Origin of the sequence: Lysobacter sp. 22409, from assembly GCF_052045105.1 — a bacterium.
Classification (GTDB): domain Bacteria; phylum Pseudomonadota; class Gammaproteobacteria; order Xanthomonadales; family Xanthomonadaceae; genus Lysobacter; species Lysobacter antibioticus_B.
The window spans coordinates 1-16,088 of sequence record NZ_JBQEOE010000068.1 but is presented as its reverse complement, the minus strand read 5'-3'; the positions used below and the strand labels follow the sequence as shown (position 1 = coordinate 16,088).

The following is a 16,088-nucleotide window of genomic DNA, read 5'->3' as shown; positions in this document are numbered from 1 at the left end:
CGACGGTTCCGTTCAGTCGGCCATGCTCAGTCGACTTCGGCGGCGACCTGCTCGCGCAGGCCGCGCGCCGACTGCACCATCGCCCGCAGGGCCGAGCGCACTTCCGGCCAACCGCGGGTCTTCAGACCGCAGTCCGGGTTGACCCACAACTGCGCCGGGTCGAGCACGTCGAGCGCCTTGTCGAGCAAGTCGCGCATCTCGGTCTCGCTGGGCACGCGCGGCGAGTGGATGTCGTAGACGCCCGGGCCGATGCCGTTCGGATAGCGATAGCGCACGAACGCATCCAGCAACTCCATGCGCGAACGCGAGGTCTCGATCGAGATCACGTCGGCGTCGAGCGCGGCCACCGCCTCGATGATGTCGTTGAACTCGGCGTAGCACATGTGGGTGTGGATCTGGGTCGCATCGCCGACGCCGCTGGCGGCGAGACGGAAGCTTTCCCCGGCCCAGGCCAGGTAGGCCGGCCAGTCGGCGCGACGCAGCGGCAGGCCTTCGCGCAGGGCCGGTTCGTCGATCTGGACGATGGCGATGCCGGCCGCTTCCAGGTCCAGCACTTCCTGGCGCAGGGCCAGGGCGATCTGGCGGCAGCTGTCGGCGCGCGGCTGATCGTCGCGGACGAAGGACCACTGCAGGATCGTCACCGGTCCGGTCAGCATGCCTTTGACCGGCCGCTGGGTTTGCGCCTGCGCGTAACGGGTCCAGTCGACGGTCATCGCCTGCGGCCGGACCACGTCGCCGAACAGCACCGGCGGCTTGACGCAGCGCGAGCCGTAGCTCTGCACCCAGCCGTGGGCGGTGAAGGCGAAACCGTCGAGTTGCTCGCCGAAGTACTCGACCATGTCGTTGCGTTCGAACTCGCCGTGCACCAGCACGTCGATGCCCAGCGCTTCCTGCTCGCGCAGGCACAGCTTGGTCTCGTTCTCCAGGAAGGTCCGGTAAGCCGCGTCGTCGATCTTGCCGGCCTTGTGCTCGGCACGCGCGCGCCGCACTTCGGCGGTCTGCGGGAACGAGCCGATGGTGGTGGTCGGGAACAGCGGCAGGCCGAGGCGCTGCGCCTGTACCTTGGCGCGTTGCGGGTAGGGCGAGGCGCGCCGGGTCATGGCCGGTTCGACCGCGGCCAGGCGCTTGCGCACCTCGGCATTGCGCAGCAACGGCGAGGCCAGGCGCGCAGCGCGCGCGCTGGCGGCGGTGGCGAGGTCGCGGTTGGCGTCGGCGCTGCCGGTGAGGGCATCGGCGAGCAGGCGCAGTTCCTCGATCTTCTGCCGCGCATAGGCCATCCAGTGACGCAGCGGTGCGGGCAGCTTGCGTTCCAGTTCCAGGTCGGTCGGCACGTGCAACAGCGAGCACGACGGCGCCAGCCATTGCGCGCGATCGCCGGCGCGGCGGGCCAGGCTCAGCGCGGCGTCGAGATCGGCGCGCCAGATGTTGCGGCCGTCGACCACGCCGAGGCTGAGGACGCGGTCGTCCGGCAACAGCGGCAGCACGCTTTCCAACTGCTGCGGCGCGCGCACCAGGTCGACGTGCAGGCCTTGCACCGGCAGGCGGGCGGCGAGGGCGGCGTTGTCGCCGAGGCCGCCGAAGTAAGTCGTCAGCAGGCGTTGCGGCGCGTCGGCTTCGGCCAGGGCCGCATAAGCGCGGCGATAGGCGTCGCGATCGTCGTCGTCGAGGTCGAGCACCAGAGCCGGCTCATCGAGCTGGACCCAGTCGGCGCCCGCCGCCTTGAGCTTGCCGAGCAATTCGGCATAGGCCGGCAGCAGGGCATCGAGCAGCTCGCGCGGGTCGCCGCCGTCGCTGCGCTTGCCGAGCTTGAGGAAGGACACCGGGCCGAGCAGCACCGGCCGCGCCTGGATGCCGAGCGCGCGCGCCTGGGCCAGTTCCGCCAGCGGCTTGTCGCCGCGCAGGACGAAGCGCTGGTCGCGCTCGAACTGCGGGACCAGATAGTGGTAGTTGGTGTCGAACCACTTGGTCATCTCGAGCGCGTGCAGGTCGCGACGGCCGTCCTGCAGGCCGCGGGCGAGGGCGAAGTAGCCGGTCAGCGGGTTTTCGTCGTAGACCTCGCGGTACGGCGCCGGGATCGCGTCGAACAGAACGGCGGTATCGAGGACGTGGTCGTAAAGGGAGAAATCGTTGCACGGCACGACGTCGGCGCCGGCCTGCCGCGCCAGTTGCCAATGGCGTTCGCGCAGGCCGTGGGCGGTGTCGTGCAGCGCCTGGGCCGGCGTGTCGCCTTTCCAGAACGATTCGAGGGCCAGCTTGAGCTCGCGCCGCGCGCCTATGCGCGGGAAGCCGAGATGGGTGACGCTGATCATGATGATTACCTGCGATGCGTGGGCATGGCGCAGGGCAACGAAGGAGACCACGGCTGCGCCGGCCCGACGCTCGCGCGCCCGGCTTCGCCACAACCCTTGGTGTCGACCTTCGCCCCCGCGGGCGAACCGGCGCGCACGACGCGGCCCGCGCCGGGACGGGCCCGGACGCAGCGCCGACGCCTTGCGGGCCGGAGTCGGACGGAAGGCGAGCCTTCCGGTCATGGCAGGTCTTCGGGCTTGGGGCATGGAGCACGAGGCGCCTCCTACTGTCCGTCGCTTCCCGGGATCGCTCCCAGTGCCTGACGAAGTTCGTTCCCTATACCGCTGCGGGGCAGCTCCGGAATTGGACGTGGCGTCCGCACCGGATTCCCTCTAACCGCCGCCGGTGCGAACCGGTGGCGATTTGTCACATCGCTTCATCTGCATGAAGCGATGTTCACCATCACGCCGCCAAGCTACGCAGCGCGACCGGCGAAGTCAATCGCCGCGATCGCGATGCGTGGACCCGGTTTGCGATTTGTGGCCGCAGCCGGCGACGGCGCCGCGGCCGGGGTTTCCCCGGCTGCCGTTCATGCGCCGCCGACGATGATGTCGGCACGCTGACGGGCGCGAACGCCATGACCTCCTGCCGTTGAGCTTGGCGGGCCCTGGGGCTAACGTTCGTGCTGTGGCGACGATGCGCAGCGCGGGTCCAGGACGGCCCGCGCGATCCCGACTCCGATGGGTGGAACATGCTTTTCAGAAGGACGTTTGCGCTGACCTTGTGCCTGCTCGGACTGGCGGCTTGCGGGAGGGATTCCGCCGCGCCGCCGCCGGCCCGGTCCGAGCCGGTCACCATGGGCAGCCAGAACGAGTCGCCCAAGGTCGCCGCCGCGGACGCGTCGAGCGAGACCGACATCCTGCAGGGCACCTATTGGCCGCCGGCCAAGCTCGACGGCGGCGTGGCCAAGATCAGCTGCGAATACGACTACCCGCGTTTCGGCGACGGAAAACCGCTGACTGCGCTGGACTTCTTCAGCCTGGTCGACGCCTTGTCGCCGTGCCAGGCCAGCGGCGTGGTGCGCCTGCACTACCAGGGCAAGATCGGCGCCGGCTTCACCGCGCTGGTGCAGCGCGTGGCGGCGATGGCCACACGCATGGAAATCCAGACCCGCATCCTCGACATCGACTCCAGCGGCGGTCACGTCGAGGAAGCGATCCGCGCCGGCGACTCGATCGCCGAATCGGGTTGGGCGATCTGGGTGCGCGAGGATTCGGTCTGCCATAGCGCCTGCGTCTTGGTGCTGGCCGCCGGCGACACTCGCTCGATCGAAGGCAAGGTCGGCATCCACCGGCTGATGCGCGACCGCTCGACCGCGACCTCGCGCGCCGAACTCAGCCGCGAACTCAAGGCGATCAACCAGCAGGTGCGCGATTATCTGGAACGCAACGGCGTCGCCACCGGCGTCGCCGACCTGATGATGACCATCGCCAACCGCGACCTGCGCGTGTTGACGGTGGACGAGCTCAAGCAGTTCGGCCTCGACGGCACCAACGCCGCCCAGGACGACCTCGACCGCATCCGCCTGACCCGCAAGTGCGGCGAGGACTTCGTCCGCCGCCGCGAAGCCTTCCGCCGCGATTTCGACGCGCAGTGCATGGCCACCGGCAAAAACTTCGCCTCCATGCCGGAATGCGCAAAAGCCTTGCAGGAACAGTTCGGCTTCCCGGACGAGACCTGCCCCTCCGACAGTCCGGCCGATCTGTACGCCCGCGACCTGCGGCGCCTGCCGCTGCCGGACGACGCAGGCGCCGATGCCGACGCGCCGGCCACTGCGGGCGCGTCGAAGAAGCGTTCCAACAAGAGCGCCGAATAGCCGTCGTGCGCGCCGCGCGAGCTCGACCCCGCCGGGCGCTCACCAGCGGCGTTCGACCCGCGCGCCGCCGAACATCACCTGGCGGATGCCGGGCAGAGCGAGGAAATCGTGCGGGAAGCCGAGCTGGATTGCGCTGGCGTCGTCGAGCCGACGCTGTTGCGCCTCGTCGAATTCGATGTCGAGCGCGCCGAGGTTCTCCTGCAACTGCGCCAGGGTGCGTGCGCCGATCACCGGCGCCACCGCGCCGGGCCGGCGCAGCAACCAGGCCAGGGCGATCTGCGCCGGCGGCCGTTCGAGTTCGGCCGCGACCGCCTTGACCGTCTCGGCGATGACGAGGGCGCGTTCGGTCAGGGCGCCGTTGCCGATCGCCACCGCGCGGCGGCCTTCGGCGCTGCCGGCATCGAGGTCGGCCTGCGTGTACTTGCCGGTCAATACGCCCGAGGCCAGCGGCGACCAGGCGGTGACGCCGAGCCCGAGTTCGGCCGCCATCGGCAGCAGTTCGCGCTCGCTGTCGCGCTGGGCCAGGCTGTACTCGGTCTGCAAGGCGATCAGCGGCGACCAACCGCGCAGTTCGGCCAGGGTCTGCATGCGCGCGGCCTGCCAGGCCGGAAGGTCCGACACGCCCGCATACAAGACCTTGCCGGCGCGGACCAGATCGTCGAAGCCGCGCATCACTTCCTCGGCCGGCGTGGTCGCATCCCAGGCGTGCAGATACAGCAGGTCGATGTAGTCGCTGCCGAGCCGGCGCAGACTGGCTTCGACCGACTGGCGCAGGTTCTTGCGGTGGTTGCCGCCGGCATTGGGGTCGCCGGGATTCATGCACAGCGAAAACTTGGTCGCGATCACCAGCGCATCGCGGCGGCCGTGGGCGAATTCGCCGATCAGGCTTTCCGAACTGCCGCCGGTGTAGAGGTTGGCGGTGTCGATGAAGTTGCCGCCGCGTTCGAGGTAGGCGTCGAACACGCTGCGCGCTTCGTCGGCGTCGCTGCCCCAACCCCAGTCGTTGCCGAAGGTCATCGTGCCGAGGCAGAGCGGGCTGACGCGCAGGCCGGAGCGGCCCAGGGTGCGGTAATCGTCCAAGCGCATGTCGTGGTTCCATCGAGGGGGAGCCACGAGTCTAGGCAGCGCCGTGCCGGCGAAATATCCGCAACTTGCTTCCGGGCGCGCGCCGGGTAACCCTGATGTCGGCCGCGGCTTGCGGCGATGGAGCGCAGATGTCGAAGCAGGAAGCGAAACCGAAACCGAAACCGAAGCCGAAGCCGAAGCCGAAGCCGAAGCAAGAAGCAGCCGCGGCCACGAAGGATCCGGTCAGCGAGGATTTCCCGGTGACGATGGCCGAATGGAAGGTCATGACCGTGATCGCGATCGGGGTCGCGGCTATGGTCGCCCTGATCATGACGATGGTGAACCTGGTCGATGGGGGCGGGCCGGTCGCGGTGGAGCCCAGCGGCTTGTGGCGGGCGTGGAACCTGTTGCTGATCGCCGGCCTGGCTTGTGGCGCTTATCGCCTGGGGCGTTGGCCGAGTCTGCGGCCCTGGCGCGTGCTGGCGGCCGGGCCCTTGCTGATGGTGCTGGTAGCGATGTGGATGGCGCTGGGTTGGTCGGTGGACCGCTACAACGCGCGTTGGGGACGCGAGGAGTGGGGGGTCGGCAAGACCGCCAACCTGCATTGGCAACAGCATTGGAGCAAGAACGGCGGCCCGAGCGTCACGGTGAGCTTCCGCTTCGAGCCGGAGGGCGCGGCCGTCGATGGTGCAGATCGCTCGCGCTACATCGAGACCTCGCAGCCCCTGTATTGGTCGCTGCAGCAGAAACCGCGATTGGGGATGCGCCTGCTCCGCAGTTGGGCCGGCTTGTCGTATCGCGCGCTGGTGTTGTGCGAGCAGCCTAGCGGCGCCTGCACGGGCACGATCGTGCCTGAGCCGGAGACGCCCGGTACGGCGCCCTGATCGCGCGCCTCAGCGCGCGAGCGGCGGCACCGGCGTGGGTTTGCCCTCGCTGTCGAGCGCGATCATGGTGAAGCGGCCGCGGGTGGCGAGTTGCGACTCGCCCGACAGCAGGTCTTCCTTATGCATCTCGACTTCGACCTGCATCGAGGTGCGGCCGGTCTCGACCACGCGCGCGATCAGCTCGACCAGCGCGCCCTTGGGCACGGCCGTATGGAAGTCGATCTGCTCCGAACGCGCGGTGACCACCGTGCGACGGGCGTAGCGCGAGGCGGCGATGAAGGCGGCCTTGTCCATCCATGCCAGCGCCTGGCCGCCGAACAGCGTGCCCAGGTGGTTGGTGTGGTCGGGGAAGACGATCTCGGTCATGCGCGCTTCGATCATTTGAGCAGTGAGCTTCGAGGAGTGAGGAGTGAGGAGTGAGTTGGAGGAGCGAGGAGCGAGTCAAGGGCCGGAGCCGCTCTACTCACTCCTCTCTCCCAATTTCTCGCTTCTGCTTTAAAACGCTTCGTCGAAGGCGACTTCGCCCTGCACGCCGACCTGATAGGCCGAGACGCGGCGCTCGAAGAAGTTGGTCACTTCCTGCACGTCCTGCAGGTCCATGAAGGCGAAGGGGTTGGTCGAGCCGAAATGCTTGGGCATGCCGAGCTGGGCCATGCGCTGGTCGGCGCAATATTCCAGGTATTGGCGCATGTCCTTCAGCGACAGGCCGACCACGCCGCCGGACAGCACGTCGCGGGCGAACTGGTATTCGCATTCGACCGCTTCCTCGAACATCTTCACCACCTGCGCGCGCAGGTCGGCGTCGAACAGGTCGGGCTCTTCCTCGCGGGCGGTGCGGATGACTTCGAACGCGAACGCCATGTGGCAGCTCTCGTCGCGGAACACCCAATTGGTGCCCGAGGCCAGGCCGTTGAGCAGGCCGCGCGAACGCAGGTAATAGACATAGGCGAAGGCGGCGAAGAAGAACAGGCCTTCGATGCAGCCGGCGAAGCAGATCAGGTTGAGCAGGAACTGGCGGCGCTGATCGCGGGTTTCGATGCGCCGCAGGCCCTGGATCGAGTCGATCCAGCGGAAGCAGAACTCGGCCTTGGCGCGGATCGAGGGGATGTTCTCGACCGCATCGAAGGCCTTGGCGCGCTCGTTCGGATCGGGCAGGTAGGTGTCGAGCAGGGTCAGGTAGAACTGCACGTGCAGCGCTTCCTCGTACAACTGCCGCGACAGGTACATGCGCGCTTCCGGCGCGTTAATGTGCTGGTACAGGTTCAGCACCAGGTTGTTGGAGACGATGCTGTCGCCGGTGGCGAAGAACGCGACCAGGCGTTCGATCAAATGCCGCTCGGCCGGGCCGAACTTGTGCTTGAGATCGTTGACGTCCTGGGAGAAATCGACTTCCTCGACGGTCCAGGTGTTGCGGATCGCATCGCGGTACATCTCGTAGAAGTGCGGATAGCGCATCGGCCGCAGGGTGAGATCGAAACCGGGATCGAGGAGCTTGGTTTCGAGTGCAGAGGAGCGAGGAGTGAGTGGGGAAGTCGCTGACATGGACATAAGGGGTTTTCCGATTTTAGGTGTGCGGCGGATGAGTCAACCTCTGTTGTGAGGGAGGAGCCGATGCACTACCAAGTAACTACGATTTGGGACAAGTCCATGAGGCTGGCGGAACAGGTTTGCATCGTTTCGACGCAGCTCCCCGCGATGGAGCGATATGGAATTCGGTTGCAACTGACCCGGTCTGCCGTGTCGGTACCTAGCAATATCGCGGAAGGCTGGACGCGGGAGTCTAAGAAGGAGAAGGCGCAATTCTTGGCCATCGCACATGGTTCGCTATCGGAGCTTCACACCCAAGTATTGATCTGCGAGCGGGTGGGCTGGCTGTTCCCGGCCGATCTCGTCGAAATAAAACGTCTTATCGACGAGACCAGCCGAATGCTTACCGTCCTGCGAAGAGCCTCAAGGTCACTGAAACCGCCTTGACTCACTCCTCACTCCTCTCAACTCATTCCTGCCTCACTGGCAAGCCTCGCAAGATTCCGGGTTCTCCAGCGAACAGGCGATCGCCTCATCCGTGGTGTATTCCGGCTTCGGTGCGCTGACCGCCGGTGCGCTGACCGTGGTCTTGGCGATCTTGGTGGCCGGGCGCGAACGCAGGTAATACGTGGTCTTCAGGCCCTTCTTCCAGGCGTACATGTACATCGAGCTGAGCTGGCCGATGTTCGGGCTTTCGATGAACAGGTTGAGCGATTGGCTCTGGTCGATATAGGCGCCGCGCTCGGCGGCCATGTCGATCAGCGAGCGCATCGGCAGTTCCCAGGCGGTGCGATAGACCTGGCGCAGGGCGTCCGGCACTTCGGTCACCGACTGGATCGAACCTTCGGCCATCTTGATCCGGTCGCGCATTTCCGCGGTCCACAGGCCGAGCTTCTTGAGCTCTTCGACCAGGTACTTGTTGACGACCAGGAAGTCGCCCGACAGGGTCTCGCGCTTGAACAGGTTCGACACTTGCGGCTCGATGCACTCGTAGCAGCCGGCGATCGAGGCGATGGTCGCGGTCGGCGCGATCGCGATCAGCAGCGAGTTGCGCAGGCCGTGCTCTGCGATGCGCTTGCGCAGCGCGTCCCAACGCTCGGGCTGCGACGGGGTCACGCCCCAGGCCTCGAACTGCAGTTCGCCGACCGAAGCGCGGGTGTCGGCGAAGGACGGGTGCTTGCCGTGTTCCATCGCCAGCTCGTTCGACGCCGACAGGGCATGGAAGTAGATCGCTTCGGCGATCTCCTGGGCGAGCTTGCGCGCGGGTTCGGAGTCGAACGGCAGGCGCAGCTTGAAGAACACGTCCTGCAGGCCCATCGAGCCCAGGCCGACCGGGCGCCACTTGAGGTTGGCGCGGCGCGCGGTCTCGATCGGGTAGAAGTTCAGGTCGATCACGCGGTCGAGCTGGCGCACGGCCAGGCGCACAGTCTCGGCGAGTTTGTCGAAATCGAACGCGCCCTTGCCATCCTCGTACATCTCGACGTGGTGCGAGAGGTTGATCGAGCCCAGGTTGCACACCGCAGTCTCGTCCTGCGAGGTGACCTCGAGGATTTCGGTGCACAGGTTCGACAGGTGGATGACGTTGCCGTCGCGCAGGGTCTGGTTGGAGGCGCGGTTGGACTTGTCCTTGAAGTTCATCCAGCCGTTGCCGGTCTGCGCCAGGGTGCGCATCATCCGGCCGTAGATGTCGCGCGCCTTGACCTTCTTGGTCGCCAGGCCGGCCGCTTCGGCGGCGTGATAGGCGCGGTCGAAGGCTTCGCCCCACAGGTCGGTCAGCTGCGGCACCTTGGACGGATCGAACAGCGACCAGTCGGCGTCGGCCTCGACGCGGCGCATGAATTCGTCGGGAATCCAGTTGGCGAGGTTGAGGTTGTGGGTGCGGCGCGCTTCGTCGCCGGTGTTGTCGCGCAGTTCGAGGAACTCCTCGACGTCGGCGTGCCACGGCTCCAGGTAGACGCAGGCCGCGCCCTTGCGCTTGCCGCCCTGGTTGACCGCGGCGACCGAGGCGTCGAGGGTCTTGAGCCACGGCACGATGCCGTTGCTGAGGCCGTTGGTCGAGCGGATCAGCGAACCGCGCGAACGGATGCGGGTGTAGCTCAGGCCGATGCCGCCGCTGAACTTGCTGAGCTTGGCCACGTCCATGTAGCGCTTGTAGATCGCTTCCAGCGAGTCGTCGGGCGAATCGAGCAGGAAGCAGCTCGACAACTGCTCGTGGGTGGTGCCGGCGTTGAACAGGGTCGGCGAGCTCGGGATGTAGTCGAGCTGGGCCATGCGCCGGTACAGGGCGAGTGCGTCGCCGACGTCTTCGCTCAGCGCGCAGGCGATGCGCAGGAAGAATTGCTGCGGGGTCTCGATGACGGTGCGCGCGGTCGGATGGCGCAGCAGGTAGCGGTCGTACAGGGTGCGCAGGCCGAAGTAGTCGAACTTGGCGTCGAGGTTGCGGTCGATCGCGTCGTTGAGCTTGCGCGCATTGGCCTGGACGAAGTCGAGCAGGCGCTGGTTGATCAGGCCCAGGTCGAAGCCGCGCTGGACCGACTGCGAGAACGCATGGATCTCGATGCCGGCGACTTCCTTCTCGATCACGCCGGCGAGCAGGCGCGCGGCGAGGCGGCCGTATTCGGGTTCTTCGGCGGTCAGCAGGGCGGCGGTGCGGATCGACAGTTCGTCGAGCTCGCGCGTGGTCGCGCCGTCGTACAGGCCGGAGATGGTGCGGGTGGCCACGCGCATCGGGTCGACGGCGTACAGGTTCTCGCCGCTGCGGGTCACCGCGCGCACGATCTTGTTCAGGTCGACCGGCTCGCGGCGGCCGTTGCGCTTGGTCACGCTCATGGTCAGGTTGGCCGCGGGCGGGGTCAGCGCGAAGCCGGTATCGGCTTGCGGGTCGCGGGCGGGTTTGGCGGCAGTGTCGGCGGCGGGGGCGGCGGCGGACGATTCGGGTGCGAGCGTGGTCATGGCGTAACTCCGGGGCGTGGGTGCACGGGTCGCCGACCTTCCCGCGAAGGGCGACGCGCGGAGAACGCGGACGCGCCAGCGACGACCGGCCGCGCAGCGGCGTCGTCGATGGCACGGCCGTGCCCCCGCGGGCGCGGAACTCGGGAGCTTGCAGGCGAGGTGTCGCGCGGCCCGAGACGGGCGCATCCCGCGTCGGCGCGCGTGGCGGCGCCGCAACGGAACGAGCACGACGGCGGAGCCATCGTGCTGCGACACCGGCCGTCTTCCCCCGAAGACTCCTGGGCCGGTACCGCGCGGTGTGCAACGCGCGGCTGTCGGCAGGTCTTCGGGCTCGGGACACGACGACTCGCGTCTCCTACTGGCTACCGCTTCCCAGACGCGAGGCGCGTCCAGTGCTTGGTAGCGTTCGTTTCCCATACCGCTGCGGGGCAGCGCCGGCTTTGGACGCCGCGCTGGCTGCGTCCTTACCGGCTTCCCTATTGAGCCAATCTCGCGATCGGCACCGACGGGCACAACATAGTGTGGTTTATCGATTCCGTCAACGCGATATGTGGTGAACAAGCTGTGTATAGAATGCGTGAAGCCTTGTCCTTCAAGGCTTGCGGCTTGGTGTAACGTTCGTGACCAAGCGCACGATGCACGGAACAGGGACGGGTGATGGAAGCACTGATCGTTTTAGTGGCACTAGGGTTGTTGCTGGTGCCGATCCTGCTCGTGGTGGCGCTGGTGCAAGTCGCCGGATTGAAGTCGCGCGTGTCCGAGCTCGAGCGTCGCGTGGCGCAGCAGGCCGAGTCGTTGAGCGCTGCGAGATCCGCCCACCGCGGGGACGAGACCCTGGCCGAGCGGATCGCGCGCGAAACGCCGCCGCCGACAGCGCAGGCGGTCCGTCCGCCGCGGCCCGTCGTTTCCGCGGCCGCTCCTCCCACGACCGCGCCACCGCATACCGTTCCGCCGGTCTCGGCGCCGCCGCCGACCACGAGCGTGCCGCCGCCGATGCCGCAAGACGCCGCCGCCCGCCCGGTCGCCGCGCGCGTCGCGCCCGCAGCCGCGCGCGCACCCGCCGCACCGCCGCCGCCGGACGTGTTCACCGTCGCCGCGCGCTGGCTGCGGCGCTGGTTCACCGAAGGCAACGTGCCGGTCAAGGTCGGCATGCTGGTGTTGTTCGCCGGCGTCGCCGCGTTGTTGAAGTACGCGACCGACCAGGGCTGGCTGCACCTGCCGATCGAACTGCGCCTGGCCGGCGTCGCCCTGGCGGCGATGGCCGGGCTGGTGTTCGGTTGGCGCCAGCGCGAGCGCAAGCGCAGCTTCGCCCTGAGCCTGCAGGGCGGCGCCATCGGCGTGCTGCTGTTGGTGGTGTTCGCGGCGTTCAAGCTGTACCAGCTGATGCCGGCCGGCGCGGCGTTCGCGCTCAGCGTGGTGCTGGTGGCCGGCGCCGGCGTGCTGGCGGTGAAGCAGAACGCGATGGCGCTGGCGGTGTTCGCGATCCTCGCCGGCTTCCTCGCGCCGATCTGGCTGTCGACCGGTTCCGGCAACCACGTCGCGCTGTTCGGTTACTACGCCGTGCTCAATGCCGGCATCTTCGCCATCGCCTGGTGGCGACCGTGGCGCGTGCTCAACCTGCTCGGCTTCGTCTTCACCTGGGGCATCGGCACCTTGTGGGGCGTGCTTAAGTACCGCCCCGAGCACTTCTCGACCACCGAACCCTTCCTGCTGCTGTTCTTCGCCTTCTATCTGTTGATCCCCGTGCTGTATGCGCGCAAGCGTCCGGCCGGGCGTCGCGACCTCATCGACGGCTGCCTGGTGTTCGGCACGCCGCTGGTCGCGTTCTCGCTGCAGGCCGGTTTGCTCGAAGGCGAGCGCATGCCGCTGGCGTTCTGCGCGCTGGGCTTGGGCGTGTTGTACGCGGCGCTGGCCTGGTGGCTGCGTCGCGACGAACGCTTCCTCGCCCTGTCGACGCCGTATGCCTTGCTCGCCGCGGGTTTCGCCACCCTGGCCATTCCGCTCGCGCTCGCCGCCGAGGCCACCGCCTGCGTGTTCGCGCTCGAAGGCGCGGCGATGGTCTGGCTGGGCCTGCGCCAGCAACGCCGCTTACCGCAGTTGGTCGGCTTCCTGCTGCAGGGCGCGGCCGCGTTCGCTTTCGTCATCGGCGCCAGCGACGCGGTCTGGGATGCCGAAGTGCCGGTGCTCAACGCCAGTTTCGCCGGTGCCCTGCTGATCGCCATCGCCGGTTTCGCCAGTGCCTGGAGCCATCGCCGCAGCGACAGCCCCGGGCCGGCCTTGCCGTATTACCTGTGGGGCCTGGCCTGGTGGCTCGGTGCGGCCGGCAGCGAGATCGCCGACTTCGTCCCCGACCGCCACAGCGCCGATGCGGTGTTGATGCTGACCGCCGCCAGCGGTTGCATCGCCGCCGAAGTGTTCCGTCGCCACGCCTGGAAAGCCTTGTCGCTGACTGCGGTATTCGCATTGTTGTCGGCGCTGCCGTTGCTGTTCCTGCAGACCGAACAGCACGACTACCCGCTGGCCGGATTCGGTTGGCTGGCCTGGGCGCTGTATGCGGTGCTCGGTTGGCGCAACCTGAGCGGCCTGCGCGAACGCGCCGGCGGCGAACTCGGCCTGGGCCATTCGGGCTGGTGGTGGGCCTGGGCGCTGGCGATCGGCATGACCCTGCTGCGCGTGTCGACCTTGTGGGAGCGCAACGGCATTCCCGCGCTCGGCACCGGCTGGACCGTCGCGGCCTTGTTGCTGCCGATGCTGGTCATGGCCGCGGCGATCCTGTGGCGCCCGGGCGCGGTCGCACAGCCCTTGCCGCAACGCTTCGCCGCTTGGCGAGCGCCGCTGATGGCCTCGTTCGCGATCGTGCTGGCGCTGGCGATCGGCTTCACCCTCGCGACCCCGGCCAATCCGCATCCGCTGATGTGGCTGCCCCTGGTCAACCCGCTCGGCCTGATGCAGTGGGCGGTGTTGACGGTGTTCGGCGCGTGGCTGGCGTCGCCGCTGGTCGGCGCCGAACTGCAGCGCCGCCGCGTGCCCTTGCTCGCCGCCGCCGGTTTCGTCCTGATCACGGTCGAAGTGCTGCGCAGCGCGCACTACTGGGGCGGAGTGGCGTGGTCGTCGTCGATGTTCTCGACCAGCCTGGTGCAGACCAGCCTGACCGTGGTCTGGAGCGTGCTCGGCGTGGCCGGCTGGATCGCCGGCTCGCGCCGCGGCCAGCGCGGCCTGTGGTTGGCCGGCGCGGTGTTGATGGCGGTGGTGCTGGCCAAGTTGGTGCTGGTCGATCGCGGCCATCTCGGCAACTTGCTCGGCATCGCTTCGTTCATCGCCTACGGCCTGTTGTGCACCCTGGTCGGCTATTTCGCCCCGGCGCCTCCCGGTGCGCCGGCGCCGCCGTACGACGATACCCGTCCCGATCGCCCCGACCGCAGCACTCACGAGGCCCAGGCATGAGCGCGATTTCATGAGCACGATCTCCGGGTTCCGCCGCAGTGCTTGGTTGCTCGCCGCGGTGCCGTTGTTGGCCTGGGCCGGCCCGCGCGAGGACTACGCGCGGCAATGGCCCTTGAACCTCAGCCGCGACGACGGCGGTGCTTATCGCGTCGTGCTCGACGAGAACGTCTATCGGCAGGCGCAGAGCCCGCAGCTGCGCGACGTCGAGGTGCTCGACGGCAGCGGCACGCCGGTGCCGGCCTCGGTGTTCGCGCCCGAACAGCCCCTGGCGCGTGCGCCGCAGCGCGTGGCCTTGCCGTGGTTCGCCTTGCCGGCCTCGCCGTCGGACTCGGCGACCCAGGGTTGGGAGTTGATCAGCGAAGTCGAGACCGACGGCCGCCTGCGCCGCGTCGAAGCGCGCAGCACCGCCAGCGACACCACGCGCTTGCCGCAGACCGCCTTGTTGATCGACGCCAGCCGCTTGCGCCGGCCGATCCTCGCGCTCGAACTGGAATGGGCGCCGGGCGCCGCGCTCGATGCCGCCTACAGCGTCGAGGCCAGCGACGATCTCGATCAATGGCGCAGCCTGAGCAGCAGCGGCCGTCTGGTCGACCTGCAACGCGGCGGCCAACGCCTGCTGCAACGGCGCATCGTCTTCGACAGCGTCGGCGAGCAAGCGCGTTATTTGCGCCTGACCCCGCAAGACCCCAAGGCCGCCGCGCAGATCCGCGCGGTCAAGGCCGAACTGGCCGGTAACGCCGCCGCCGCGCCGCTGCAATGGCGCGAGCTGAAAGGCCGTCGCCTCGAACAGAAGGATGGCAGCGTCGCGTTCGAATACGAGCTCGACGGGCGCTTTCCGATTCAGCAGATCGACGTTGCCCTGCCGGGCAACCATGCCTTGGAATGGCGCCTCGACAGCCGCGACGACAGCGAGCAGGGCTGGCACCCGCAGGCCGGCCCGTGGATGGCGTTCCGCGTCGCCGGCCAGGGCGAGGGCGACCGCTCCGCCGCGCGCCAGCTCGCCGCGACCGTGCGCGATCGCCACTGGCGCTTGCGTGCGAACGCCGCGGTGCCCGGCGAACCGGTGCTGCGCCTGGGCTATCGCCCCGAAGTCGCGGTGTTCCTGGCCCAGGGCGCACCGCCGTACACCCTGGTCGCCGGCAGCGCCCGCACTGCCCGTGCCGACTCGCCGCTCGCGCATCTGATCGAAGCCTTGCGTCAGACCCGCGGCAAAGATTGGCAACCGGCCGAAGCCAGCCTCGGCGAACCCGCGCCCCTGGCCGGCCCCGCCGCCCTGGTGCCGCCGGAACCGAAGCGCGATTGGCGCTCGTGGCTGCTGTGGGCGGTGTTGGTGGCGGGGGCGCTGATCGTGGCGGGCTTTGCTTTCAGTTTGCTGCGCAGTTCGAAGCCGGTGGATTAAGGGTTCGCGCGGTAGCGTTGCTTTGCCTTTAGCTCCAGCGCCGCATTCGCTACGCCTATGACTTAGTTTTATGTGGCTGTGGCTGTGGCTTTAGTTTTTTGCGGTTGCGGTTGCGGTTGCGGTTGCTGTTGCTGTGCGCAGTGCTGCACTCGCGAAGGCCATAGAAGACCCGGAGGGCGGCGCGCAGGGATGCGCGCCGTTTTTCATCGGGGCAGGGATGTCCCGTATGAAAAATCCCTGCGGAGGCACCGATCGTGCGGGCTTGTGATTCAAAGCAAAAGCATTTTTCTTTGGTGACTTTCTTTTGTTGCTTTAGACAAAAGAAAGTTACCCGCCGCTTTAGTGGCGGAAGCTTTAGGCGTTTGATCTAGATCTTGCTTGAGCGATGCGCCGCGAGACCATCACAACGCGGTCGCGGCTTGTGCCGCTCCTACCCTTAGAGGCCACGACGTCGCGCCTCATAATCTCTCGTCGCTTCCGGCTGGAGGCCAGGGTAGGAGCGACGCAAGTCGCGACCGCGCCGTGGCAACTGCCGGCGTACTCTTCAAGCAAGTGCAGAGCTTCCGCCCGCTACGCGGCCGGGTTACTTTCTTTTGCTAAGCCCAAAAGTCCGTCTGGATTCCCTTTGGTCAAAGGTAACCAAAGAAAAGGG

The 16,088-nt window shown here is 67.8% G+C and carries 11 protein-coding genes and 2 riboswitches; of the genes, 6 read left to right on the top strand and 5 right to left on the bottom strand.

All coding sequences use genetic code 11. The features are described from left to right. Positions 1-26: 26 nt before the first annotated feature. Positions 27-2,309, bottom strand: coding sequence for a 5-methyltetrahydropteroyltriglutamate--homocysteine S-methyltransferase (metE, locus tag ACTJJK_RS22060; RefSeq protein WP_223620256.1), 2,283 nt, complete (start codon positions 2,307-2,309; stop codon positions 27-29). 205 nt (positions 2,310-2,514) lie between these two features. After that, positions 2,515-2,721, bottom strand: a riboswitch (cobalamin riboswitch). Between the two features lie 20 nt (positions 2,722-2,741). On the opposite strand from metE, the gene ACTJJK_RS22055 reads away from it, so the two are divergent. Continuing rightward, complete coding sequence (locus ACTJJK_RS22055) at positions 2,742-2,912, top strand: hypothetical protein (protein WP_161786127.1); 171 nt, start codon at positions 2,742-2,744, stop codon at positions 2,910-2,912. Between the two features lie 233 nt (positions 2,913-3,145). Next, positions 3,146-4,165 carry a hypothetical protein gene (locus ACTJJK_RS22050; protein WP_223620257.1) on the top strand — a complete coding sequence of 340 codons (1,020 nt, stop codon included), beginning with the start codon at positions 3,146-3,148 and terminating at the stop codon, positions 4,163-4,165. Between the two features lie 39 nt (positions 4,166-4,204). Here the strand turns inward: ACTJJK_RS22050 and ACTJJK_RS22045 are convergent, their stop codons facing one another. After that, on the bottom strand, positions 4,205-5,251 hold the full coding sequence (locus ACTJJK_RS22045) for an aldo/keto reductase (protein ID WP_440731262.1): 1,047 nt from the start codon (positions 5,249-5,251) through the stop codon (positions 4,205-4,207). 239 nt (positions 5,252-5,490) lie between these two features. Between ACTJJK_RS22045 and ACTJJK_RS22040 the strand changes: the two genes are divergently transcribed. After that, positions 5,491-6,114, top strand: coding sequence for a hypothetical protein (locus ACTJJK_RS22040; protein ID WP_440731261.1), 624 nt, complete (start codon positions 5,491-5,493; stop codon positions 6,112-6,114). Positions 6,115-6,123: 9 nt separating this feature from the next. Here ACTJJK_RS22040 and ACTJJK_RS22035 read toward each other — a convergent pair whose 3' ends face one another. Both ACTJJK_RS22035 and ACTJJK_RS22030 read right to left on the bottom strand, forming a co-directional pair. After that, positions 6,124-6,495 (bottom strand): acyl-CoA thioesterase, encoded by a 372-nt coding sequence (locus tag ACTJJK_RS22035; protein WP_223620261.1) that lies wholly within the window; start codon positions 6,493-6,495, stop codon positions 6,124-6,126. Positions 6,496-6,609: 114 nt separating this feature from the next. Further along, the gene (locus ACTJJK_RS22030; protein ID WP_031372598.1) at positions 6,610-7,656 is read right to left on the bottom strand and encodes a ribonucleotide-diphosphate reductase subunit beta; all 1,047 of its coding nucleotides are present in this window, start codon (positions 7,654-7,656) and stop codon (positions 6,610-6,612) included. A 69-nt stretch (positions 7,657-7,725) separates the two neighbouring features. On the opposite strand from ACTJJK_RS22030, the gene ACTJJK_RS22025 reads away from it, so the two are divergent. Then, the gene (locus tag ACTJJK_RS22025) at positions 7,726-8,088 is read left to right on the top strand and encodes a four helix bundle protein (protein WP_031372597.1); all 363 of its coding nucleotides are present in this window, start codon (positions 7,726-7,728) and stop codon (positions 8,086-8,088) included. 33 nt (positions 8,089-8,121) lie between these two features. On the opposite strand, the gene ACTJJK_RS22020 is transcribed toward ACTJJK_RS22025, so the two are convergent. Then, on the bottom strand, positions 8,122-10,593 hold the full coding sequence (locus ACTJJK_RS22020) for a ribonucleoside-diphosphate reductase subunit alpha (RefSeq protein WP_440731260.1): 2,472 nt from the start codon (positions 10,591-10,593) through the stop codon (positions 8,122-8,124). 299 nt (positions 10,594-10,892) lie between these two features. After that, positions 10,893-11,115, bottom strand: a riboswitch (cobalamin riboswitch). Positions 11,116-11,250: 135 nt separating this feature from the next. Here ACTJJK_RS22020 and ACTJJK_RS22015 point away from each other — a divergent pair. After that, the gene (locus tag ACTJJK_RS22015) at positions 11,251-14,037 is read left to right on the top strand and encodes a DUF2339 domain-containing protein (protein ID WP_440731259.1); all 2,787 of its coding nucleotides are present in this window, start codon (positions 11,251-11,253) and stop codon (positions 14,035-14,037) included. Between the two features lie 10 nt (positions 14,038-14,047). Then, entirely contained in the window at positions 14,048-15,436 is a 1,389-nt protein-coding gene (locus ACTJJK_RS22010; RefSeq protein WP_440731258.1) for a DUF3999 domain-containing protein, read from the top strand. The last annotated feature ends 652 nt before the right edge of the window (positions 15,437-16,088 follow it).